Annotated in this window: 17 protein-coding genes; 12 read left to right on the plus strand and 5 right to left on the minus strand. The window is 73.3% G+C overall.

Annotated elements, in window-relative coordinates; translation table 11 throughout:
- Positions 1-291 precede the first annotated feature (291 nt).
- On the minus strand, positions 292-1,431 hold the full coding sequence (gene recA, locus ABZ801_RS08440; RefSeq protein ID WP_360694546.1) for a recombinase RecA: 1,140 nt from the start codon (positions 1,429-1,431) through the stop codon (positions 292-294).
- A gap of 244 nt (positions 1,432-1,675) precedes the next feature.
- Between recA and ABZ801_RS08445 the strand changes: the two genes are divergently transcribed.
- The 4 genes from ABZ801_RS08445 to ABZ801_RS08460 all read left to right on the plus strand — a co-directional run bounded on the left by ABZ801_RS08445 (position 1,676) and on the right by ABZ801_RS08460 (position 4,798).
- Entirely contained in the window at positions 1,676-2,536 is an 861-nt protein-coding gene (locus ABZ801_RS08445; protein WP_360694549.1) for an ATP-grasp domain-containing protein, read from the plus strand.
- A gap of 276 nt (positions 2,537-2,812) precedes the next feature.
- Entirely contained in the window at positions 2,813-3,157 is a 345-nt protein-coding gene (locus tag ABZ801_RS08450) for a hypothetical protein (protein WP_360694552.1), read from the plus strand.
- A gap of 2 nt (positions 3,158-3,159) precedes the next feature.
- On the plus strand, positions 3,160-4,317 hold the full coding sequence (locus ABZ801_RS08455) for a glutathionylspermidine synthase family protein (RefSeq protein WP_344942750.1): 1,158 nt from the start codon (positions 3,160-3,162) through the stop codon (positions 4,315-4,317).
- A gap of 28 nt (positions 4,318-4,345) precedes the next feature.
- Complete coding sequence (locus tag ABZ801_RS08460; RefSeq protein ID WP_344942747.1) at positions 4,346-4,798, plus strand: DUF350 domain-containing protein; 453 nt, start codon at positions 4,346-4,348, stop codon at positions 4,796-4,798.
- A 40-nt stretch (positions 4,799-4,838) separates the two neighbouring features.
- Here ABZ801_RS08460 and ABZ801_RS08465 read toward each other — a convergent pair whose 3' ends face one another.
- Together ABZ801_RS08465 and ABZ801_RS08470 are read right to left on the minus strand one after the other, a co-directional pair.
- A complete protein-coding gene (locus ABZ801_RS08465) occupies positions 4,839-5,033 on the minus strand; it encodes a DUF3046 domain-containing protein (protein ID WP_344942743.1) in 195 nt (64 codons plus the stop codon).
- Between the two features lie 9 nt (positions 5,034-5,042).
- Complete coding sequence (locus ABZ801_RS08470) at positions 5,043-6,323, minus strand: alpha/beta hydrolase (RefSeq protein WP_360694558.1); 1,281 nt, start codon at positions 6,321-6,323, stop codon at positions 5,043-5,045.
- 124 nt (positions 6,324-6,447) lie between these two features.
- Between ABZ801_RS08470 and ABZ801_RS08475 the strand changes: the two genes are divergently transcribed.
- Positions 6,448-11,286, plus strand: a complete 4,839-nt coding sequence (locus tag ABZ801_RS08475; protein ID WP_360694561.1) for a DEAD/DEAH box helicase — start codon at positions 6,448-6,450, stop codon at positions 11,284-11,286.
- Positions 11,287-11,478: 192 nt separating this feature from the next.
- On the opposite strand, the gene secA2 is transcribed toward ABZ801_RS08475, so the two are convergent.
- Complete coding sequence (gene secA2 / locus ABZ801_RS08480; RefSeq protein WP_360694564.1) at positions 11,479-13,851, minus strand: accessory Sec system translocase SecA2; 2,373 nt, start codon at positions 13,849-13,851, stop codon at positions 11,479-11,481.
- Positions 13,852-14,063: 212 nt separating this feature from the next.
- On the opposite strand from secA2, the gene ABZ801_RS08485 reads away from it, so the two are divergent.
- The gene (locus ABZ801_RS08485; protein WP_344942731.1) at positions 14,064-14,198 is read left to right on the plus strand and encodes a hypothetical protein; all 135 of its coding nucleotides are present in this window, start codon (positions 14,064-14,066) and stop codon (positions 14,196-14,198) included.
- A gap of 48 nt (positions 14,199-14,246) precedes the next feature.
- Here the strand turns inward: ABZ801_RS08485 and ABZ801_RS08490 are convergent, their stop codons facing one another.
- The gene (locus ABZ801_RS08490; RefSeq protein ID WP_360694567.1) at positions 14,247-15,467 is read right to left on the minus strand and encodes an ROK family transcriptional regulator; all 1,221 of its coding nucleotides are present in this window, start codon (positions 15,465-15,467) and stop codon (positions 14,247-14,249) included.
- Positions 15,468-15,721: 254 nt separating this feature from the next.
- On the opposite strand from ABZ801_RS08490, the gene ABZ801_RS08495 reads away from it, so the two are divergent.
- The 6 genes from ABZ801_RS08495 to ABZ801_RS08520 all read left to right on the plus strand — a co-directional run bounded on the left by ABZ801_RS08495 (position 15,722) and on the right by ABZ801_RS08520 (position 21,811).
- Entirely contained in the window at positions 15,722-16,987 is a 1,266-nt protein-coding gene (locus ABZ801_RS08495) for an extracellular solute-binding protein (protein ID WP_360694570.1), read from the plus strand.
- Between the two features lie 15 nt (positions 16,988-17,002).
- Positions 17,003-17,986, plus strand: coding sequence for a sugar ABC transporter permease (locus tag ABZ801_RS08500; RefSeq protein ID WP_360694573.1), 984 nt, complete (start codon positions 17,003-17,005; stop codon positions 17,984-17,986).
- Complete coding sequence (locus ABZ801_RS08505) at positions 17,983-18,831, plus strand: carbohydrate ABC transporter permease (protein WP_344942722.1); 849 nt, start codon at positions 17,983-17,985, stop codon at positions 18,829-18,831. Before ABZ801_RS08500 ends, ABZ801_RS08505 begins: the two co-directional genes overlap by 4 nt.
- Before the next feature lie 58 nt (positions 18,832-18,889).
- A complete protein-coding gene (locus ABZ801_RS08510; protein ID WP_360694576.1) occupies positions 18,890-20,338 on the plus strand; it encodes a glycoside hydrolase family 3 N-terminal domain-containing protein in 1,449 nt (482 codons plus the stop codon).
- Between the two features lie 191 nt (positions 20,339-20,529).
- Positions 20,530-20,994, plus strand: coding sequence for an Rrf2 family transcriptional regulator (locus tag ABZ801_RS08515; RefSeq protein ID WP_344942716.1), 465 nt, complete (start codon positions 20,530-20,532; stop codon positions 20,992-20,994).
- A gap of 10 nt (positions 20,995-21,004) precedes the next feature.
- Positions 21,005-21,811 (plus strand): DNA-formamidopyrimidine glycosylase family protein, encoded by an 807-nt coding sequence (locus ABZ801_RS08520; RefSeq protein WP_360694580.1) that lies wholly within the window; start codon positions 21,005-21,007, stop codon positions 21,809-21,811.
- Positions 21,812-21,837 lie beyond the last annotated feature (26 nt).

The following is a 21,837-nucleotide window of genomic DNA, read 5'->3' on the forward strand; positions in this document are numbered from 1 at the left end:
GGGAGGTGGGGCGGGCTCCCCCCACGGGTTGGTGGGGGTCCGCTCGTGCTTCGGAGGGCGGGGCGGCTCGCCCCAGGGGTTGTCGGCCGGTGGGGTGAGCCACGCCGGAGTGCCGGGGGACTCGTCGTCGGGTGGTTCAGGGTGAGCGCTCATCGGGGCCCTCGGGAGCGGCGGCGCCATCGGGGAAGGACCGTGCACCGGTCCGCCGGTGCCGGGCAAGGCGCCGCCGCCCTGCATACGAGATCATCGCTCACTCTTCGTCAGGAGTCACCCGGATCGGCGGATTCTCCGTCAGGAATCACCAGGCTTGACGGCCTTGGCGCCCTTACGCGCAGTGGCGGCCGCGGTCCGGGAGGCGGCGGCCGGGGTCCGCGCGGCGGCGGGCGGGGCCGGCGGCGTGGCGGCCGCGGTGGTCTCCGGGGCCTCCTTGTCGAGCTTGGGGCCGACGCCCAGCTTCTCCTTGATCTTCTTCTCGATCTCGTCGGCGATGTCCGGGTTGGCCTTGAGGAAGTTGCGGGCGTTCTCCTTGCCCTGGCCGAGCTGGTCGCCCTCGTAGGTGTACCAGGCGCCGGACTTGCGGACGAAGCCGTGCTCGACGCCCAGGTCGATCAGGCCGCCCTCCTTGCTGATGCCCTGGCCGTAGAGCAGGTCGAAGTCGGCGACCCGGAAGGGCGGGGCCATCTTGTTCTTGACGACCTTGACGCGCACCCGGTTGCCGACCGGCTCGGTGCCGTCCTTGAGGGTCTCGATGCGGCGCACGTCCAGGCGGACGGAGGCGTAGAACTTCAGCGCCCGGCCGCCGGTGGTGGTCTCGGGCGAGCCGAACATCACGCCGACCTTCTCGCGCAGCTGGTTGATGAAGATCGCGGTGGTCTTGGTCTGGTTGATCGCGCCGGTGAGCTTGCGCAGGGCCTGCGACATCAGGCGGGCCTGCAGGCCGACGTGGCTGTCGCCCATCTCGCCCTCGATCTCGGCGCGCGGCACCAGCGCGGCCACCGAGTCGATGACCACGATGTCGATGGCGCCGGAGCGGATCAGCATGTCGGTGATCTCCAGCGCCTGCTCGCCGGTGTCGGGCTGGGACACCAGCAGGGCGTCGATGTCCACGCCGAGCTTGCGGGCGTACTCGGGGTCGAGCGCGTGCTCGGCGTCGACGAACGCGGCGATGCCGCCGTTCTTCTGGACGTTGGCCACCGCGTGCAGGGCGATGGAGGTCTTACCGCTGCCCTCGGGGCCGTAGACCTCCACGACCCGGCCGCGCGGCAGGCCGCCGATGCCCAGGGCGATGTCGAGGGAGATCGAGCCGGTCGGCACGATCTCGACCGGTGCCCGCGCCTCGTCGCCCAGCCGCATCACCGAGCCCTTGCCGAACTGGCGCTCGATCTGGGCCAGTGCGGTCTCGAGAGCCTTCTCCCGGTCGTTCGCTGCCATTGAGGTGCCCCTTTGTCTGTCCGGTGCTGTCGCGGCCCGGTGAGTCCGGCCGATTCACGGGTGACGTTACGGGGAGCCACCGACAGTTTCGAGGTGCCGGCCGGCATGTGGATAACGTCGCGTGCGCGGCCCACTTTACCGAACATCCGTTCGATCATGAGATCGCGTGGTGATTTGACCCGGAATCTCCGTGCGCCGGGCGCCTCGGACGCCGTACGCTGGCGCAGTCACGGAGGGTTTGACCATGACGCTGACCGTCCTCTTCTGCGTCGATCCGCTCCACCCCCGGCGCGTTGACCCACACTTCGCCCGCGAGGCCGCCGCCGTGCGGGACCACTACGGCGAGATGGCCCTCATCGACCACGACGCCCTGCGGCGGGGCGACGTGGACGCCGCGATACGGGCCGTCCCAGAGGATCTCGGGCCCGCCTGGTACCGCGGCTGGATGATGACGAGCCCCGAGTACGCCGCCCTCGCCGCGGCCCTGAAGCAGCGAGGCACGATCCTGCTCACCCACCCTGAGGACTACCAGCGCGCGCACGAGCTGCCGGGCTGGCACGACACGTTCGCCGGTCTGACGCCGCACAGCGTGTGGCGGCCCGTGGATCCGCGCGGAGACCCAGGCGACCTGGCCGAGCTGGTACGGCCCCTGTCCCCCGGCCCCGCCGTCGTGAAGGACTACGTCAAGTCGCGCAAGCACGAGTGGGAGCAGGCGTGCTTCGTGCCGGACGTCAGGAACCTGACGCAGCTGCGCTCGGTGGTGGCGAAGATGATCGCGTTGCAGGACGACTTCCTGGCGGGCGGGATCGTCGTCCGCGAGTACGAACGTTTCGACGGCGGCGGTGAGGCGCGGGTGTGGTGGGTGGACGGCGAGCCCGCGCTGGTGGGGCCGCACCCCGACAACCCCGAGGTGGAGACCGAACCGGAGTACGAGGCGGTGGCGCCCGCCGTGCGGAGCCTGGGCTGCCGGTTCATCACCACCGACATGGCGCGCCGCGAGGACGGCCAGTGGCGGGTGGTGGAGGTGGGCGACGGCCAGGTGAGCGACCTGCCGGCCACGGTCGATCCGATGGACCTGTACGCGCACCTGCCGATCCCCGACTGAGCGGGCCGATCCCCGACTGAGCGGGGCGGCGCGCGGGCTCACGGTGACGCGCCGTGTTCCGTATGCGCGCGTCCAGATTGCGGGGAACCGGGACGGCGTTCGCTTCCGTCCCATGATCGAGCACCCCTAAGCTATGGCTCCGCTACGCGGATTCCCTTGCCGGTGAACGCCTCCCGCTCACGGTGCGGAACCCGCCAGGCGGTCGCCGTCTCGTTTCGAAGGACGTGTCCCTTGCCCCCACAGGACCTCCCGCGGCCCCGGCTCAGTTCCCGGGCGGTGAAGATCGGTATGGTCAGCGCGCTGTCGCTCACGCTGGCGGCCTGCAGTTCCAAGACGACGACGGCGTGGTGCGTCGACCGCCAGGCCATCCCGGCGGGGAACGTCAAGGGCGGCTACAAGGTGGTCTCCGACTTCTACTGCGAGCGCACCTACTCGTACACCTCCCCCGATTACGGCCGCTACTTCTGGTACTACGGCGGCAAGCGCACCTCCGACTCCGGCTCCGGCTCCACCTACGTCTCCGGCGGCAGCCACTACGCGCCGAGCAAGGGCAAGATCAAATCCAGCAGCGGCAAGACCCTCCGCGGAGGGTTCGGCGGCAGCGGACGCAGCGGGAGCTGACGTTGCGACGCGTCCGTTCGACGCCCCGGCCCGACTGGCCCGCCCGGATCGAGGCCCAGGGGCTGGCCTTCCACCAGACCGCCCACCCCGAGCACCTCGCCCGCCCCTACTGGGACGAGTCCGTGCACTACGTCTTCGAGATGGACGAGGTGCTGGCCCTGGAGGAGGTGGTGGAGGAACTGCACCGCATGTGCCTGCAGGTGGTGGAGCATGTGGTGAAGACCGGCCGCTACCACGCGCTCGGCATACCCGAGTGGGTGGCGCCCCTGATCGAGGAGTCGTGGCGCCGCAAGGACCCCCACCTGTACGGGCGGTTCGACCTCTGGTACGACGGCACCGGCCCCGCCAAGCTGCTGGAGTACAACGCCGACACCCCCACCGCGCTGGTGGAGAGCTCCATCGTCCAGTGGTACTGGCTCAAGGACGTCCACCCCGACGACGACCAGTGGAACTCCATCCACGAACGCCTGGTCGACCGCTGGAAGGGGATGGCGCCGGCCCTCGCCAAGGATCCGGTGCACTTCGCCTGGACCAACGGCGACGAGACCGGTGAGGAGGTCATGACGATCGCCTACATGCAGGAGACCGCCGAGGAGGCGGGCCTGCCCGGTGTGGCGATCGCCATGGAGGACATCGGCTGGGACCCGGAACGCCAACGGTTCGTCGACCTGGACGACAACGAGATCCGCACGCTGTGCAAGCTGTACCCCTGGGAATGGATCGTCGCCGAGCCGTTCGGGCAGCACGTTCCCGGCGCCCCCACGGCGTGGATCGAGCCCATCTGGAAGATGGTGCTGTCCAACAAGGCGCTTCTGGTGTTGCTGTGGGAGCTGTTCCCGGGCCACCCCAACCTGCTGCCCACCTATCTGAACACCCCGTCCGACCTCACGGCGTACGTCAAGAAGCCGCTGCTGGGGCGGGAGGGCGCCAGCATGCGCATCGTCACCCCCGACGGCACCGAGCAGCACACCGAGGGCCAGTACGGACGGGAGGGCTTCGTCTTCCAGGAGTTCTGCCCCCTGCCCGACTTCGACGGCTACCGTCCGGTGCTCGGCGCGTGGGTGGTCGAAGACGAGTCGGCGGGTCTGGGCATCCGCGAGACCGCCGGGCTCATCACGGACGACACCTCGTCCTTCGTCCCGCACCGGATTCCCCTGTAACGGATCCCGGAACCCCCTAAGGAGAACGATGTCACTCGCGCTCGACGACGACCTCGGGCAGATCCTCGCCGAGGGCGTCGGGGCGATCTTCGCCTATGCCGCGGTCGGCCTGGCCCTGTTCGTCCTGGGCTTCTACATCGTGGACTGGACCACGCCCGGCCGGCTGATCTCGATCATCCGCCGTGACCGCAGCCCGAACGCCACGTTCCTGGCCTGCGCGGCGACGGTCGGTATCGGCCTCATCGTGGCCGTGGCCATCTACTCGGCGGGCGGGGACCTGCTGGAGGGCCTGATCCGGGTGGCCGTGTTCGGCGGTGTCGGCGTGATCGCGCAGGCCGTCGCCGTGCTGGTGTTCGACCGCCTGATCGGGGTGGACGTGCGCGGCTGCGTGCAGGAGCCCAAGCTGGAGCCCGCGGTGGTGCTGCTGGGCGTGGCGAACGTGGCGATCGGCCTGGTGACCGCCATGGCCGTCTACGGCTGAGCCGGCAGGGCGGCGGGGCCTCCCGGGGACGGTGCGGGCGTCAGTGCAGGTGCTGGGGGACGTCGAACGTGGCGCAGACGGCCTGCCAGACCTTCTTGGCGTCCTCACCGTCGGCCAGGGCCTGCTCGACGGTGCGGCCGCCCAGTTCGGCCATGACGTAGTCCTTGGCAACGCTCTCGGCGTAGCCCTCGCCGAACTGCTCGTTCATCCGTTCCCAGAACTGTGTCAGCCGCACCCGTCCACGCTATCCGACCGGGCCCCCGTCGACCGAGTCGGTGATCTCGCTCGGCACGGAGGGCCGCCGCACGCCTTCGGCGTACTGCCGGTGCAGCCCCGTCAGGAAGTGTTCGACCGCCTCCACCACGCGGGCCGTGCGGTAGGAGGGGAAGACGTCGAAGGCGTGCTGGCCGCCCTGCATCTCGGCGTAGACCACGGGTGAGTGCGACGTCTCCCGCAGCCGTTTCACGAAGCGCCGCGCCTCGGCCACCGGGACGAGGGTGTCGTGGCTGCCGTGGACGACGAAGAACGGCGGCGCGTCCGGGCGGAGGTGGCTGACAGGGGACGCCTTGGCGAACGCCTCGGTGTCCTCGGTGAAGGACTTCTTGATCACCCTGCGTTCCATGAGGGAGGTCGCCCCCATGGGGACGGGCCACGGCCCCGGTTCGACGAGGTCGTACACCCCGTAGAACGGGACCGCTCCCCGCACGGAGGTGTCCACGTCCTCGAAGCCGGGCTGGAATTCGGCCTCGCCCGCGGTGAGCGCCACCAACGCGGCCAGGTGTCCCCCGGCGGAACCGCCCGTCACGCACAGGAAGTCGGGGTCGGCGCCGTACTCCCTGGCGTGCTCCCGGTACCAGGCGATGAAGTGCTTCAGGTCGATGAGGTGGTCGGGCCAGGTCGCCCTGGGGCTGAGCCGGTAGTTGACGTTGAACCCCACCCAGCCGTGCACCGCCAGGTGGTTGAGGAGGGGCAGCCCCTGTTCGCGTTTGTCGCCGATGACCCACGCCCCGCCGTGGATCTGCATCACCCCTGGCCGCAGTTCCCCTCCGGAGGCGGGCCGGTAGACGTCCAGCTTGAGGCGCAGCCGTCCTTCCTGGCGGAACACGATGTTGCGGTGCACCCGCACGCCGGGCCGCGGGATGAGGCAGAGCGGCGGGAGGATGAGGTGGGAGATCGGGTAGCGGGAGGTCTTGCGGGTCTCGGACGGGTCGATCTCCATGGGCGCGCCGGATTCGCGCAGGGTCACGACGGTACGGCGGGACGCGACGATCGTGGCGGCCGTCCCGGCCACGCCGACGACCCCCGCGCCGAGCCCCACCCAGCCGGGCCAGGCGCCCAACCCCCCGTACGCCGCCGTCAGCCCGATCCCGGCGACCTCCGCGACCAGCAGGTGAGGCGCCAGTTCGATGGTGAGCCACCCGGCGAAGAAGCTGGGCACCGCCAAGGCGGCGCCGTAGCGGGGGGCGTGGGCGTTCACCGTGAGCAGCAGGGCCGTCACACCGACGGCGAGCAGGGCGAAAGGCATGCGGGCTCCTCGGGGGCGGACCATTTCGAGCCTGCATGACACTCCAATCCTGAAAGCGTCCACTTACAACGTGATGCACGTCACTCCGCCGCGTTCTGTCGGACCCGCGAGGCAGGATGGCTGCATGACCGTTGACGTGCTCGAACGCTTCTCCCCGGCCACGCGGGCGTGGTTCACCGGGGCGTTCGCCGCGCCCACCGCGGCGCAGGCGGGCGCGTGGGAGTCGATCTCGAGCGGCGACAACACCCTGGTCGTGGCGCCCACCGGCTCGGGCAAGACGCTGGCGGCGTTCCTGTGGTCGCTGGATCGCCTCGCCGCGGGCGGATCGGCGAGCGGCGGCCCCGGCGCGGACGGCGGCCCCCAGGGCGCCGAAGGGCAGGACGGCGCGGACGGGCGGGCCGATCCGCGGCACCGGTGCCGGGTGCTGTACGTGTCGCCGCTGAAGGCCCTGGCCGTCGACGTCGAACGCAACCTGAGGGCGCCGCTGACCGGCATCCGGCAGGCCGCGCGGCGCCTGCGCCTGCCCGAGCCGGACATCCGCGTCGGGGTCCGGTCCGGCGACACTCCCGCCGACGAGCGCCGCCGGCTCGCCACCCGGCCGCCGGACATCCTGATCACCACGCCCGAGTCGCTGTTCCTGATCCTGACCTCGCAGGCCCGCGAGGCGCTGCGCGGGGTCGAGACGGTGATCGTCGACGAGGTGCACGCCGTCGTCGGCACCAAACGCGGCGCGCACCTGGCGCTGTCCCTGGAACGCCTGGACGCGCTGCTGGAGCGCCCGGCGCAGCGCATCGGCCTGTCGGCGACGGTGCGGCCGGTGGACGAGGTCGCGGCGTTCCTGGGCGGCACCCGGCCCGCGAGGGTCGTGCAGCCGCCCTCCGACAAGGTGTTCGACCTCGACATCGTCGTCCCCGTCGAGGACATGGGCGAGATCGGGCAGTTCGTGGACGCCTCCGGCGGCGCGGACCCGCGGCAGCGCAGCATCTGGCCGCACGTGGAGGACCGCCTGCTCGACCTGATCGAGTCCCATCGCTCCACGCTGGTGTTCGCCAACTCCCGCCGCCTGGCCGAACGCCTGTGCGGCCGCCTCAACGAACTGGCCTACGAACGCCTCGTCCCGCCGGACGACGCCCCGCCTCTCCCTCATGGGGCCGACGCGTCCGCGCAGAGCGGCGACGTCGAACTGGGGCGCATCAGCATGAACGACGTCCGGCGCGCCCTGACAGGCGACGGCGAGGCCCCCGGCGTCGAACGGGAGCGCGCGTCGCGGGCATCGGGCCACAGGGCCGCGGGGATGCCGGCGGACGTGATGGCGCAGGCGGGGGTGTCCCAGGGGGCGCCCCGGGAGGTCGCGCGCGCCCACCACGGGTCGGTGTCCAAGGAGGAGCGGGCCGGCATCGAGGAGGCGCTCAAGCAGGGGCGGCTGCCCGCGGTCGTGGCCACGTCCAGCCTGGAGCTGGGCATCGACATGGGGGCGGTCGACCTGGTGGTGCAGGTGGAGTCGCCCCCCTCGGTCGCCAGCGGCCTGCAGCGCGTCGGACGGGCGGGGCACCATGTGGGCGCGGTGTCCAAGGGCGTCATCTTCCCCAAGTACCGGGGTGACCTCGTCCAGACCGCCGTGGTGGCCGAGCGGATGCGGCGCGGCGAGATCGAGGAGCTGCGGCATCCCCGCAACCCGCTCGACGTGCTGGCCCAGCAGATCGTCGCCATGGTGTCGATGGACGAGTGGTCCGTCGACGACCTGGAGACCGTCGTCAAACGGGCCGCCCCGTACGCCACGCTCCCCCGGTCGGCCCTGGAGGCGACCCTGGACATGCTGGCGGGGCGCTACCCCAGCGACGAGTTCGGGGAGCTGCGCCCACGTCTGGTGTGGGACCGGATCACCGGCACGTTGCGCGCCCGCCCGGGAGCGCAACGGCTCGCGGTCACCAGCGGGGGCACCATCCCCGACCGCGGCCTGTTCGGCGTGTTCCTCGTCGGGGAGAAGGCGTCCCGCGTGGGCGAGCTGGACGAGGAGATGGTGTACGAGTCGCGGGTCGGCGACGTGTTCGTCCTGGGGGCCAGCTCGTGGCGCATCGAGGACATCACCCCTGACCGGGTGCTGGTGTCCCCCGCCCCGGGGCAGCCCGGCAAGCTCCCGTTCTGGCATGGCGACTCCCCCGGGCGCCCCGCCGAACTGGGGCGGGCCCTGGGGGCGTTCACCCGTGAACTGGCCCGGCTGCCCGCCGACGAGGCCCGCGCGCGCGTCTCCGCCGCCGGGCTGGACGAGTGGGCGTCCGCCAACCTGGTGTCCTACCTGGCCGAGCAGCGGGAGGCCACCGGGCACGTCCCGGACGACCGCACGATCGTCGTCGAGCGGTTCCGCGACGAGCTCGGCGACTGGCGCATGGTGGTGCACTCGCCCCTGGGGGCGCGGGTGCACGCGCCGTGGGCGCTGGCCATCGCCGGTCGCCTGCGCGAACGGTACGGGGTGGACGCGCAGGCCATGCACGCCGACGACGGCATCGTGATCCGCATCCCCGACATGGACGAGCCGCCGGGCATGGACCTGGCCGTGTTCGACCCCGACGACGTCGAACGCGTGGTGGTGGACGAGCTGGGCGGCTCGGCGCTGTTCGCGGCGCGGTTCCGCGAGTGCGCGGCGCGGTCGCTGCTGCTGCCGCGCCGCCGTCCCGACCGGCGCATGCCGCTGTGGCAGCAGCGGCAGCGGGCCGCGCAGCTGCTGGCGGTGGCGAGCAAGTACCCGTCGTTCCCGATCGTGCTGGAGACGATGCGCGAGTGCCTGCAGGACGTGTTCGACGTCCCGGGGCTGGCGCAGGTCATGCGCGACCTGGCGGGCCGGAGGACGCGGCTGGTGGAGGTGGAGACGCCCGAGCCGTCGCCGTTCGCCCGGTCGCTGCTGTTCCACTACGTCGGCGCGTTCATGTACGAGGGCGACTCCCCGCTGGCCGAACGCCGCGCCCAGGCGCTGGCCCTCGACACGGCGCTGCTGTCGGAGCTGCTGGGCCAGGCCGACCTGCGCGAGCTGCTCGACCCCGAGGTCGTCGCCGACACCGAACGCCAGTTGCAGCGGCTGACGCCCGACCGCCGTGCCCGCGACGTGGAGGGCGTCGCCGACCTGCTGCGCGAGCTGGGCCCGCTGACCGCCGCCGAACTGGCCGCCCGCACGATCTCCCCGCCCGGCGCGGGCGAGGCCCTCGCCGCGGGCGACGCGGCGGCCGATGGCGACAGTGACGCGCCGGGCGGCGCGCAGGGGCCGCGGTGGGCGGCGGAGCTGGAGGAGACGCGGCGGGCGATCCGGGTGCGGGTCGGCGGGCGGGACTGCTGGGCGGCCGTCGAGGACGCGGCCCGGCTGCGCGACGCGCTGGGCGTGCCGCTGCCGGTGGGCGTTCCCGAGGCGTTCCTCGAGCCGGTGGACGACCCGCTCGGCGACCTGGTGTCCCGGTACGCGCGCACGCACGGGCCGTTCCGGGCGGCCGACGTCGCCGCGCGGTTCGGGCTGGGCGCGGCCGTGGTGGCCGACGCGCTGCGGCGGCTGGGCGGCGCGGGACGCGTCGTGGAGGGCGAGTTCCTGCCCGTCGAGGCGATCTCGGGGCCGCCGACGAGCGAATGGTGCGACACCGGCGTGCTGCGGACGCTGCGGCGGCGGTCGCTGGCGCGGCTGCGCGCCGAGGTGGAACCGTCCCCGCCCGAGGCGCTGGGCCGGTTCCTGCCCGCCTGGCACGGCATCGCGGGCGGGTCCCGGCTGCGCGGCATCGACGCGCTGGTGCAGGCGATCGAGCAGTTGCAGGGCGCGGCGGTCCCGGCGTCGGCGCTGGAGACGCTGGTGCTGCCGTCGCGCGTCCCCGGCTACTCCCCGGCCCTGCTGGACGAGCTGACCTCGGCGGGCGAGGTGATCTGGGCCGGTCAGGGCGGGCTGCCGGGCGGTGACGGCTGGGTGTCGCTGCAGCTGGCCGACACCGCGCCGCTGCTGATGCCCGAGCCGGCACCGATCACCCTGACGCCCGTGCACCAGGCGGTGCTGGACGCGCTCGGCGACGGCGGCGCGCTGTTCTTCCGCACGCTGTCCGACCGGGTCAACGCCACCGTCACCGCGTCCGACCAGGATCTGGTCACGGCCGTGTGGGACCTGGTGTGGGCGGGGCTGCTGACCAACGACACGCTGGCGCCGTTGCGGGCGGCGCTCGGGTCCGGGCGTCCGGCGCACCGGGCGCGCGCCACCCGCCGCCGGGGGCGTCCCGTGTTGCCGTCCCGTACGGGCCCGCCGACGGTCGCGGGCCGCTGGTGGCCGCTGCCCGAGCGCGAGTCCGACGCCACGCGCCGGTCGCACGCGCTGGCCGACGCGCTGCTGGAACGGTACGGCATCGTCATCAGGGGCGCGGTGGCCGCCGAGCGCGCGCCGGGCGGGTTCGCGGGCGTCTACCCGGTACTGCGGGCGTTCGAGGAGAGCGGCCGGTGCCGCCGCGGCTACTTCGTCGAGGGCCTGGGCGCGGCCCAGTTCGCGCTGCCCGGGGCCGTCGACCGGCTGCGGGCGCTGCGTCCGCGGGAGCCCGCCGACCCGTGGGAGATCCCCGTCCGGCGGGACGACGACCGGGCACTGGTGCTGGCGGCGGCCGACCCGGCCAACCCGTACGGCGCCGCCCTGCCGTGGCCCGAACGCGACGACGAGGTCGCCAGCGGTCACAAGCCGGGCCGCAAGGCGGGCGCGCTGGTCGTGCTGGTGGAGGGCCGTCTGGTGCTGTACGTCGAACGCGGCGGGCGGACGCTGCTGACCTGGTCCGACGATCCGCGGGTGCTGCAACCGGCGGTGGACGCGCTGGCCCTGGCCGTACGGGAGGGCGCGCTCGGCAAGCTCACCGTCGAACGCGCCGACGGCGAGTCGATCGGCCGGTCCCCTCTGGCCGCCGCCCTGGAGGCCGCCGGTTTCCACCCCACCCCGCGCGGCCTGCGCCTCCGCAGCTGACCCGTCCCGCGCCGCCCTCGGCGGCACGGCCGGCGCCCGCGCACAGGCCCGCGAGCGCGATGGCGACGGTGCGCGGCCCGCCCAGGTACGCGATGTCGCACGGGCCCGGCGGCGCGGCGAACGGTCGGCCGCGGCCCAGCCCCCCGGCGCGCACCGGTCGGCCGACGTCGCCGACGCCGTGGCCCGGTACGCCTAGCGGCGGCGGAACATGGCGACCAGGCCGCGGAAGGCTCGTTCGTCCAGCGACCCGAACGGGTTGTCGTGGACGACGTAGGTCCAGGTCGCCGAGGGGCGGGCCAGTCCCGCTCCGGGCATGTCGACCCGCCCGTCGGCGGCCTCCAGGGTGTCGAAGGTGTCGGCGGCGCGGTCGCGGGCCCGTCCCAGCAGGCGCTTGCCCGCGGGGACGGCCTCGCGGTTGAACTCGACCAGCGGGTCCAGGCCGCGGCCGAGCGAGCGCAGGTGGATGCCCTCGCGCAGGTCGGCGAGGAAGGCCAGGTGCTCGGCCCAGCAGCGGTCGAGGTGGAACAGCATGATCTGGCGGGCCGCGGCGGCGACCGGCTCGGGGCCGGCCGCCTCGACGAGCCGGGCGTGCTGTTCGGGGCGCAGGTCGGCCAGCAGCCGGTCGGCGGCGTCGCCGCGCAGGACGGTGTCGCGTTCGGCGAGCACCTCGCGGCGCTGCAGGCTGATCAGGTGGTGGTAGCGCCAGGTGTTGCGGTGGATCTCCATGTCCACGCCCTCGGCGACGCGCTGGGCGTGGTCGACGATCCAGTGCGCGCCCTTGGCGTCCACCCGCCCGTCCGGCGCGGCGGGCCCGTCGTGGGACTCGTCGGGCGCGTACCGGGTGACCAGGTCGTCCTCCAGGCTGGCGAAGAACACCGAGCCGCCCGGGTCGCCCTGCCGTCCGGCGCGGCCGCGCAGCTGGTCGTCCAGGCGGCTGCTGGGATGGCGGCCCGTCCCGATCACCAGCAGGCCGCCGAGGCCGGCCACCCGGTCGTGGTCGGCCGCGGGCGGCGGGGCGGAGGACGCGGCCGTGGGCGGGACGCCGCCGCCGAGGCGGATGTCGGTACCGCGCCCGGCCATCTGGGTGGAGACGGTGATGGCGCCGTGGGCCCCGGCCCGGGCGATGATCGCGGCCTCTTCGGCGTCGTTCTTGGCGTTGAGGACGACGCAGGGCAGGCCGGCGCGGTCCAGGCGGCGGGCCAGGCGTTCGGACTCGGCGACGTCGAGGGTGCCGACCAGCACGGGCCGGCCGGTGGCGTGCGCCGCGGCGATCTCGTCGACGATCGCGACCTCCTTGTCGGCCGCGGTGGCGTACAGCCGGTCGGGCTCGTCCACCCGCACGCACGGACGGTTGGGCGGGATGACCGCGATCTCCAGGTCGTAGAACTCGCGGAGCTGACCGGCGACGGCCAGGGCGGTGCCGGTCATGCCGCAGCGCACCGGGTAGCGGCCGACCAGCTCCTGAACGGTGATGGAGTCGAGGATCTCGCCGCTGGGGGACGCCTCCAGGGCCTCCTTGGCCTCGACCGCCGCCTGCAGTCCGTCCGGCCAGCGCTGCAGCAGCGCCACCCGCCCGCGCGAGGCGTTGACCAGCTTCACCGCGCCGTCGCGGACGATGTAGTCGACGTCGCGCTGCAGCAGCACCTCGGCGTGCAGGGCGACGTTGACGGCAGTGAGGGCGTCCAGGTGCTCGGGGGCGTACAGGTCGATCCCGCCGAGGGCGTGCTCGACGGCGCGGGCCCCGGCGGCGGTCAGCTGGACGTTGCGGGCCTCCTCGTCGGCGGTGTAGTGCAGGCCGGGCCGCAGCCGCCGCACCAGCTCGGCGTAGGTGGCGTCGGCGGACGCCGCGTCGGCGGCCCCGGCCAGGACGAGCGGCACGCGCGCCTCGTCCACCAGCACCGAGTCGGCCTCGTCGATCAGCGCGACCCCCGGCTCGGGCAGGACGAGGTCGGCGGGGTCGGTGGCCAGGCGGTCGCGCAGCAGGTCGAACCCGACCTCGCTGACGGGCGCGTAGGTGACGTCGGCGGCGTAGGCGCGGCGGCGCTCGTCCGGGGTGGACGACTGCCCGACCCACGCCACCGTCACGCCGAGCATCGCGTACAGCGGCCCCATCCATTCGGCGTCGCGCCGGGCCAGGTAGTCGTTGACCGACATCACGTGCACCCGGCGGCCGCTCAGGGCGTACCCGGCGGCGGCCAGCGCGCCCACCAGGGTCTTGCCCTCGCCGGTGGCCATCTCCACCACGTGCCCCGACAGCAGTCCCAGGGTGCCGAGAAGCTGCACGTCGTACGGCCGCTCGCCAAGGGTCCGCCGCGCCGCCTCCCGGCCCAGGGCCAGGAGGTCAGGCGACCGCAGCGGAGCGCCAGCGGAGCGAGGATCGCCTGACCGACCGACGGGGGAACGGGGGTCGCCCCCCGAAACAGCACGTGCGGTCAGGGCCTCGTCGGAGAGGGCGCGGACCTCGGGTTCGCGGGCGGCGGCCTCGGCGACCACGGCCTCGAACGGCCGCAGGTCGACGGTGCCGGGTCGCTGCAGGAGGCGGCGCAGCCGGTCGCGCAATGCCATGACGACGAGTGTCCTTGATCAGCTCGATGCCGGGAAGACGTCGCGGGCGCCTTCCCTTCCAGGGTTCCACGCGACCTCGGCAGAAGGTCTGAGGGGTTCGTCCGCGTTCTCCTCCCTTGGGCGGATCCGCCGGCGCCGCGGTCCTGGGATGATCGGGTCGTAGGGGGTTGCGGTGACCCGGGGGCCGGGTCACCGCGGAACGGGGAGTCGCCATGACACCGACGACACGGTGGGTCGCCGCGCAGCGGCGCAAGCGTCAGATCATCAGCCAGACCGTCCTCGACCGCGCCATGCGGGACCCTCGGCGGCGCCGCGAGCATCCGCCGGTCCGCCGTCCCGCGCGGTGAACCGCGGCGCCTCCGGCGTGACTCCGCGCGGAGGCGCCGGCCGGCGCGTCAGCCCGCGGGGGCGGAGAACACCTCTTCCCGGGCCTGTTCCAGGGCGGCGTGCAGGGCGCCGCGCAGGACGGGGTTGCCCTCGACCTCGGTGACGGCCACCGTCGGGCGGGTGGGGCTGTAGCGGCCCACGGCGCGTTCGATGCGGGTGGCGAGGGGACGTCCGCCGGCCCGTCCGAGCTGGCCCGACAGCACGACCAGTCCGGGGTCCAGGACGATGTTCACCGAGGTCACGCCGTAGGAGATGCGGTCGGCGAGCTCGTCCAGGAAGGCGCCGCCCAGGTCCTCGTCGGCGGCGGCGGCGCGGACGCAGTCGACGGCGGTCGGTTCGGTGAGACCGTGCGCGCGGGCGAGGTCGAGCACGGCGTCGGTGCTGACCAGGGAGCCGTAACCTCCGGCCAGGGCGGGAATGCCCCAGGAGCTGGACTTGGTGACGCCCTCGGCGTCGTGGTCGCGGCGGGCCGAGCCCATCGGCAGGGGCGCGCCGGGGACGGGCAGGTAGCCCAGCTCGCCCGCGCCGCCCGAGCGCCCTCGGTGCAGGCGTCCGCCGAGCATGACCGACAGGCCGATGCCGCGGCCCAGCCACACCAGGGCGAAGTCCTCGGCGCCGTGCGCCGCGCCGTAGGCGCGTTCGGCGATGGCGGCCAGGTTGACGTCGTTCTCGATGACGACGGGACGCCGCAGGTCCGTGTGCAGGGCGGCGAGCACGCCCTCGTGCCAGGCCGGCAGGTCGAAGGCGAACTGCACGTCGCCGGTGCGCGGGTCGACGACGCCGGGCGTGCCGATGACCAGCGCGGTGACGCGGCGCAGCGCGACCCTGGCCGAGCGGCAGGCCCGCACCACGGCGCTGTGCACGGTCCTGACGGGGTCGTCGGCGCCGTTGGGGTCCACGGTGACCTGGGCGACGACGACGCCGGTGATGTCGGCGACGGCGGCGGTGACCCCGTCCGGCCCCACCTCGATGCCCACCACGTAGGCGCTGGACGGCACGACGGCGTACAGCGCGGCGTTCGGCCCGCGTCCCCCGGCGCGCTCCCCCACCACCTGCACCAGCCCCCGCTCCTCCAGCCGGGCCAGCAGCTGGGAGGCGGTCACCTTCGACAACCCGGTGTGCGCGCCGATCTGCGCGCGGGTCAGCGGCCCCTGCGTGACCAGAAGCTCAAGCGCGGCACGGTCGTTGAGCTCGCGTAGCAGCCGCGGCGTCCCCGGGCGCCCTGCCATGGCCCACCCCTCCAACGTCTCAATCCGCTAACAGGCGGTTTTGTTTAGGAAACTTTCTTGTTAGTTTACGCCCAGGCGGCCGGACCGCCGCCGGTGCCGGACCAGGCCGCACGACAGCGCCGACCGACGAGCAGGGCGTCACGGGGCCGATTCGGTGCCATGGCTGGGACCCTACGGGCTCCCCGCCGGTTCCACCGCATCGCCCGGACACGTACGCGAGGCCCGCCCGCTGGAAGAGCCGGAAAGGACCCCCAGTGAAGTACATCAAGGCAGCGGCCGTGACGGCCGCGCTCGCCCTGGCCGCCACGGCCTGCGGCGGCGGCAACGACGACGATGGCGGCACGGGCCAGAGCCCCGCCCAGCTCAAGGTCTGGATGATGGGCGACGGGACGCCCGAGCAGACCAAGTTCCTCGACGGCGTCGAGGCCGAGTTCAAGCAGAAGCACCCCAACACCGACGTGGTCGTCAAGTACGTGCCGTGGCCGCAGGTCGCCACCACCTTCCAGAAGGCCGCGGCGGGCGGCGAGGGCCCCGACGTCACCGAGCTGGGCAACACCGACGTCCAGTCCCACATCGAGCAGGGCAGCCTCGCCGACATCACCGCCAAGTTCGACGGCTGGGCCGACGGCGGCAAGCTCAACAAGACCGCGGTGGCCAACGACCGCTCCGGCGGCAAGACCTACGCCGTGCCGTGGTACGGCGGCGTGCGCGCCGTCTGGTACCGCAAGGACTGGTTCCAGGAGCTGGGGATCCAGCCGCCCAAGACGTGGGCCGAGCTGACCGCGGCGGCCAAGAAGATCCAGGACGAGAAGAAGGTGCCGGGCATCGGCGCGCCCAGCGACCAGACCAACGCGCTGCTCAGCTTCATCTGGGGCAACGGCGGCGAGGTGGCCGTCCCCGAGGGCGAGAAGTTCGTCGGCAAGCTCGACCAGCCGCCGGCCGTCGAGGCCGTCGACTTCTACGCCGGGCTGGTCACCCGGGACAAGGTCGCCCCGGCCAAGTACGTCGGCAAGAACGAGCTGGAGGGGCCGCAGCGCGACTTCGCGCTCGGCAAGCTCGGCATGTACATCGACGGGAGCTGGGCGCTGAAGGAGATGAAGAAGATCTCCGACAAGGACGCCGGCAAGTGGGCGGTGTTCCCGATCCCCGGCAAGAACGGCGGCAACGCGCCGGTCATGGCGGGCGGCTCGGACCTGGCGGTGTGGAACGACAGCAAGGCCAAGGACGTCGCGTTCGACTACATCACCGTCCTCAACAACGCCAAGAACGCCAAGGCGTGGGCCGACTACAGCGGCTTCTCCTCGATGCGCTCGGACGTCAGCTTCACCGACCCCACGCTCGCGGCCTTCACGCAGATCGCGACCAACACCAAGTTCCCGCCGATCAGCGCGGGCTGGGGCGAGTTCGAGCAGGCCAAGAAGGTGCTGCCGAACGCGGTCAAGGCCGTGATGCAGGGCCGTCCGGCCGCGGAGGAACTGAAGAAGGCCAACGAGCAGGCCAACACGCTGCTCAACCCGTGATCGGGGGCTGACGCCATGCTCGACACCGCTCCGGCGGTGCGCAGGCGGCCCGGCCGGAGCGACCCCTCCGGCCGGGCCCGCCCCCGCCGCCCTCGCCGCGGGCCGCGCTACGGCCCGTACCTGCTCATCGCGCCGACCGTCGTCGTCATCGCGGTGCTGATGTTCTGGCCGATGGTCCAGATCGGGATCATGTCGTTCCAGAAGGTCGGCAACCGGCAGCTGCGCGGCGAGCCCGCCGAGAACGTCGGCACCGGCAACTTCGAGACGATCCTCGGCGACCCGTTCTTCTGGCAGACGCTCCGTCAGACCGTGCTGTTCGCGGTGGTCGCCGTGACGGCCACGCTGGTGCTCGGCACGCTGGTGGGGCTGCTGCTCAACCGGCTCGGACGGCGCATGTCCAAGTTCGTCGCCGGGGGCGTGATGGTCGCCTGGGCCACCCCGCCGGTCACCGCCGCGATCATCTTCTCCTGGCTGTTCGGCACCACCGGCGGCCTGGTCAACTGGTTCCTGGACCTGCTGCCGGACGCGCTGGTCGGCGGCGGCTGGGCCGACTTCAACTGGTTCGCCAGCCCGCTGCCCACCTACACCGTGCTGACGGTGTGCGTGGTGTGGCAGTCCTGCCCGTTCGTGGCCGTCTCGGTGCTGGCCGGGCTCAAGAGCCTGCCCGGCGAGCTGTACGAGGCGGCGCGGGTGGACGGCGCCGGCCCGTGGCGCGCGTTCTGGCGGATCACCTTCCCGCTGCTCAAGCCGATCTTCATGGTGCTGGTCGTGATGAGCGTCATCTGGGACTTCAAGGTGTTCACCCAGCTGTTCGTCATGGCGGGCATGGCCAACCGGGACGCCTTCAACCTGTCCCTGTACGCCTACTCCGAGGCGTTCGGGTCGCTCAATCCCAAGCTCGGCATGGGCTCGGCGATCGCGCTGGTGCTGACGGCGATCCTGCTGATCGTCACGGCCGTGTACGTGCGCGTCATGGTGCGGCAGGGGGAGACGTCATGACCGCGAGGACCAAGGGCGTGCGCAAGGCCGCGTTGAACGGCGCCGGGCTGCTGGTCTTCGCGGTCGCCGTGTTCCCGGTGCTGTGGATGGTGTCGACGGCGTTCAAGCCCAACACCGAGATCTTCAGCACCACGCCCCGGCCGCTGCCCGCGCATCCCACCCTGGAGCACTTCGACCTGGTGCTGAACGGCGGCATCGCCGAGGTGTCGTTCTGGGAGTACCTGCGCAACAGCGCGCTGCTGGCGCTCGGCACGGTGCTGGTGTCCAGCCTGCTGGCGCTGCTGGCCGCCGTCGCCGTGGCCCGGTTCCGGTTCCGGTTCCGCACCACCTTCCTGATCATGCTGCTGGTGGTGCAGATGGTGCCGTGCGAGGCGCTGGTCATCCCGCTGTTCATGGACCTCAAGCGGCTGGACATGCTGAACAGCCTGGCCGGGCTGCTGGTGGTGGACATCGCCTTCGCGGTGCCGTTCGCGATCTGGATGCTGCGCGGCTTCGTCGCCGCCGTGCCGCGCGAACTGGAGGACGCCGCCGCCATCGACGGCGCCGGGCCGGTGCGCACGTTCGTCACCGTCCTGCTGCCGCTGGTGGCGCCGGGTCTGGTGGCCACGAGCATCTTCTCGTTCATCACCGCCTGGAACGAGTTCATCTTCGCCTTCACCTTCCTCGACGACCAGGACAAATACACCTTGCCGATCATGTTGCAGTTCTTCTTCGGCCGCAGCGGCAACGCCTGGGGGCCGATCATGGCCGCCTCCACGCTGCTGACCGTGCCGGTCATCGCGTTCTTCCTGCTGGTCCAGCGCCGGATGGTCGCGGGCCTGACCGCCGGGGCGGTGAAGGGATGAGCGAGCTGGAGGGAAGGCGGCGCCTTCTTGGCGCCCCGGAGCCGAGCGGGAGGCGGGGATGAGTGAGAGCGAGATCATCCGGTTGGCGCGGGGCACGCTGCTGCCCGCCTTCCCCGGCGCGCTGCCGCCCCGCTGGCTGCTGGAGGAGGTGGAGAACGGGCTGGGCGGCGTCACCGTCTTCGCGATCAACGGCAACGTGCCCGGCACCGACGAGCTGGCCGCGCTGACCGCCGAGCTGCGCAAGGCGGGCGACCCGCTGGTCACCATCGACGAGGAGGGCGGCGACGTCACCCGCCTCACCGGGCACGTGACCGCCAGCCCCTATCCCGGCAACGCCGCGCTCGGCGCCGTCGACGACCCCGAGCTGACCCGCCGGGTCTACCGGTCGCTGGGCGCCGAACTGGCCGAGGTGGGGGTGAACCTCAACTTCGCCCCGTCGGTGGACGTCAACACCGCCGCCGACAACCCGGTGATCGGCACCCGCTCGTTCGGTTCCGACGCCGAGCTGGTGGCCCGGCACGCGGCCGCCGCCGTGACCGGCACCCAGGAGGCGGGCGTGGCCGCGTGCGCCAAGCACTTCCCCGGCCACGGCGCCACCGTGGCCGACTCCCACCTGGGCGTGCCGATCGTGGACGCCGACATGGCGCTGCTGGAACGCCGCGAGCTGGTGCCGTTCCGCGCGGCGATCGGGGCGGGCACGCGGGCGGTGATGACCGGGCACCTGAACCTGCCCGCGGTCACCGAGGGCGTCCCGGCCACCCTGTCGCCCGCCGCGATCACCGGGCTGCTGCGCGGCCGCCTCGGCTACGACGGGGTGATCGTGACCGACGCGCTGGACATGGACGGCGCCAGCGGCGAGATCGGGATCCCCGAGGCGTCCGTGCGGGCCCTGCTGGCGGGCGCCGACCTGCTGTGCCTGGGGTCGCGCGAGCACCACGACAGCCTGCGCGCCGTCCTGGCGGCGATCGAGGAGGCGGTGCGGATCGGGCGGCTGCCCCTGGACCGGCTGGCGGACGCGGCGGCCCGCACCCGCGCGCTGCGCGACTGGCTGGCGGACCGCGCCCCGGCCGCCGCCGACCGCGCCGCCGGGCTGGAGGCGGCCCGCCGGGCGGTCCGGGTGTCGGGCGAGCTGCCCGACTGGCGGGGCGGCGGGGACGCCCCGCTGGTCGTCGAGGTGGCCGCGACCGGCAACATCGCGGTCGGCCCCACCCCGTGGGGGCTCGGCCCGTGGGCGCCGGACGCGGTGCGGGCCGAGGGTTCGGCGGCGGAGGCGACGGGTGTGCTGGAACGTGCCAGCGGCCGCGGTCTCGTCGTCGTGCTGCGCGACGCGCACCGCCACGCGGGACAGCGGGCCCTGGCCCGGGCCCTGGTGGCCGCCCGTCCCGACACCGTCGTGGTGGAGATGGGCCTGCCGGTGTGGCGTCCGGACGGGGCCGTCCACCTGGCCACCTACGGCGCCGCCCACGCCAACGCCCAGGCCGCCGCCGAGCTTCTCGGCCTGACCTGACCGCCGCGTGTCCCCGCACGGCCGCCGCCGGGGCGGCCGTGCGGGGACATGCCGCACCCGCCCGCCGACCGGCTCCGGCAACGCTGTGAACTGCCCCTTCGCCGCGTCCGCCGTCCCGGCCGCCGTGGTGCCCGCAGACCGGGGCGGGAGACAAAGCCCAACCAGTCCGATCGGCAAGGGATAATGCTGTCATGCGATTGTCCGCCCGGGTCGACTACGCGCTGCGTGCCGCCGCGGAGCTGGCTGTGGCCGGGAGTCACCCGGTGACAGCGGTCCAGCTCGCCGAGGCGCAGCAGATCCCGCCCAAGTTCCTGGAGAACATCCTCGGCCAGCTGCGCCGCTCCGGACTGGTCCGCAGCCAGCGCGGCCCCGAGGGCGGTTACTGGCTGGCCAGGCCGGCCGACCAGATCTCCCTGGCCGACATCATCCGCGCCATCGACGGGCCGCTGCTGGGCGTGCGGGGCGAGCGTCCCGAGCACGTCGGCTACGAGGGCCCGGCCCGTTCGCTGCAGGAGGTGTGGATCGCGCTGCGCGCCAGCGAGCGCAACATCCTGGAGCGGGTCTCGCTCGCCCACATCGCGTCGGGCGAGCTGCCCGAGCCGGTGCGCAAGCTGACCGAGGACCCCGCCGCCTGGGAGAGCCCGTCCTTCATCTGAGGGACGCACCATGCCCGAGGGCGACGTCGTCTGGCAGACCGCCCGGCGCCTGCACGAGGCGCTCGCCGGGCGTCCGCTGACGCGCAGCGACTTCCGGGTGCCCCGGCTGGCGACCGCCGACCTGCGGGGACGCACCGTCCTCGAGGCCGTCGCGCGCGGCAAGCACCTGCTCGTGCGCGTCGACGGCGGCGTCACCGTCCACACGCACCTGATGATGGAGGGCGTGTGGCGCGTGCGCCGGGCCGCCGGGCCTCCCCCGCGCGACCACCGCATCCGCCTGGTCCTCGGCAACGCCGAATGGCTGGCGCTCGGCTACTCCCTCGGTGTCGTGGAGCTGCTGCGCACCGCCGAGGAGCACCGCGCCGTCGGGCACCTCGGCCCGGACCTGCTGGACGCGGCGTGGGGCCCCGGCCCCGCCGCCGAGGCCGTCCGGCGGCTTGAGGAGCGGCCCGCGCGCCCGATCGGCGAGGCGCTGCTCGACCAGACCCGCCTGGCCGGGGTCGGCAACGTCTACAAGGCCGAGGTGCTGTTCCTGCGCGGCGTCCACCCCTGGACGCCCGTCGGCGACGTGCCCGACCTGCCGGGGCTGGTGGAGCTGGCGCACCGGCTGCTGGACGCCAACAAGGACCGTTACGGCCACATCACCACCGGCGACCGGCGTCCCGGCCGCGAGCACTGGGTCTACGGACGCGCGGGCCGCCCCTGCCGCCGCTGCGGCACCCGCGTGGAACGCGCCGACCAGGGGCCGGACGCCGCCGAACGTGTCACCTTCTGGTGCCCGCGCTGCCAGCCCGCCCCGGCGGGCGGCACTCCGTAGCTCCCCCGAGGCCGGCGGTCGGCGCC

Source organism: Actinomadura sp. NPDC047616 (assembly GCF_040642915.1).
Classification (GTDB): domain Bacteria; phylum Actinomycetota; class Actinomycetes; order Streptosporangiales; family Streptosporangiaceae; genus Spirillospora; species Spirillospora miaoliensis.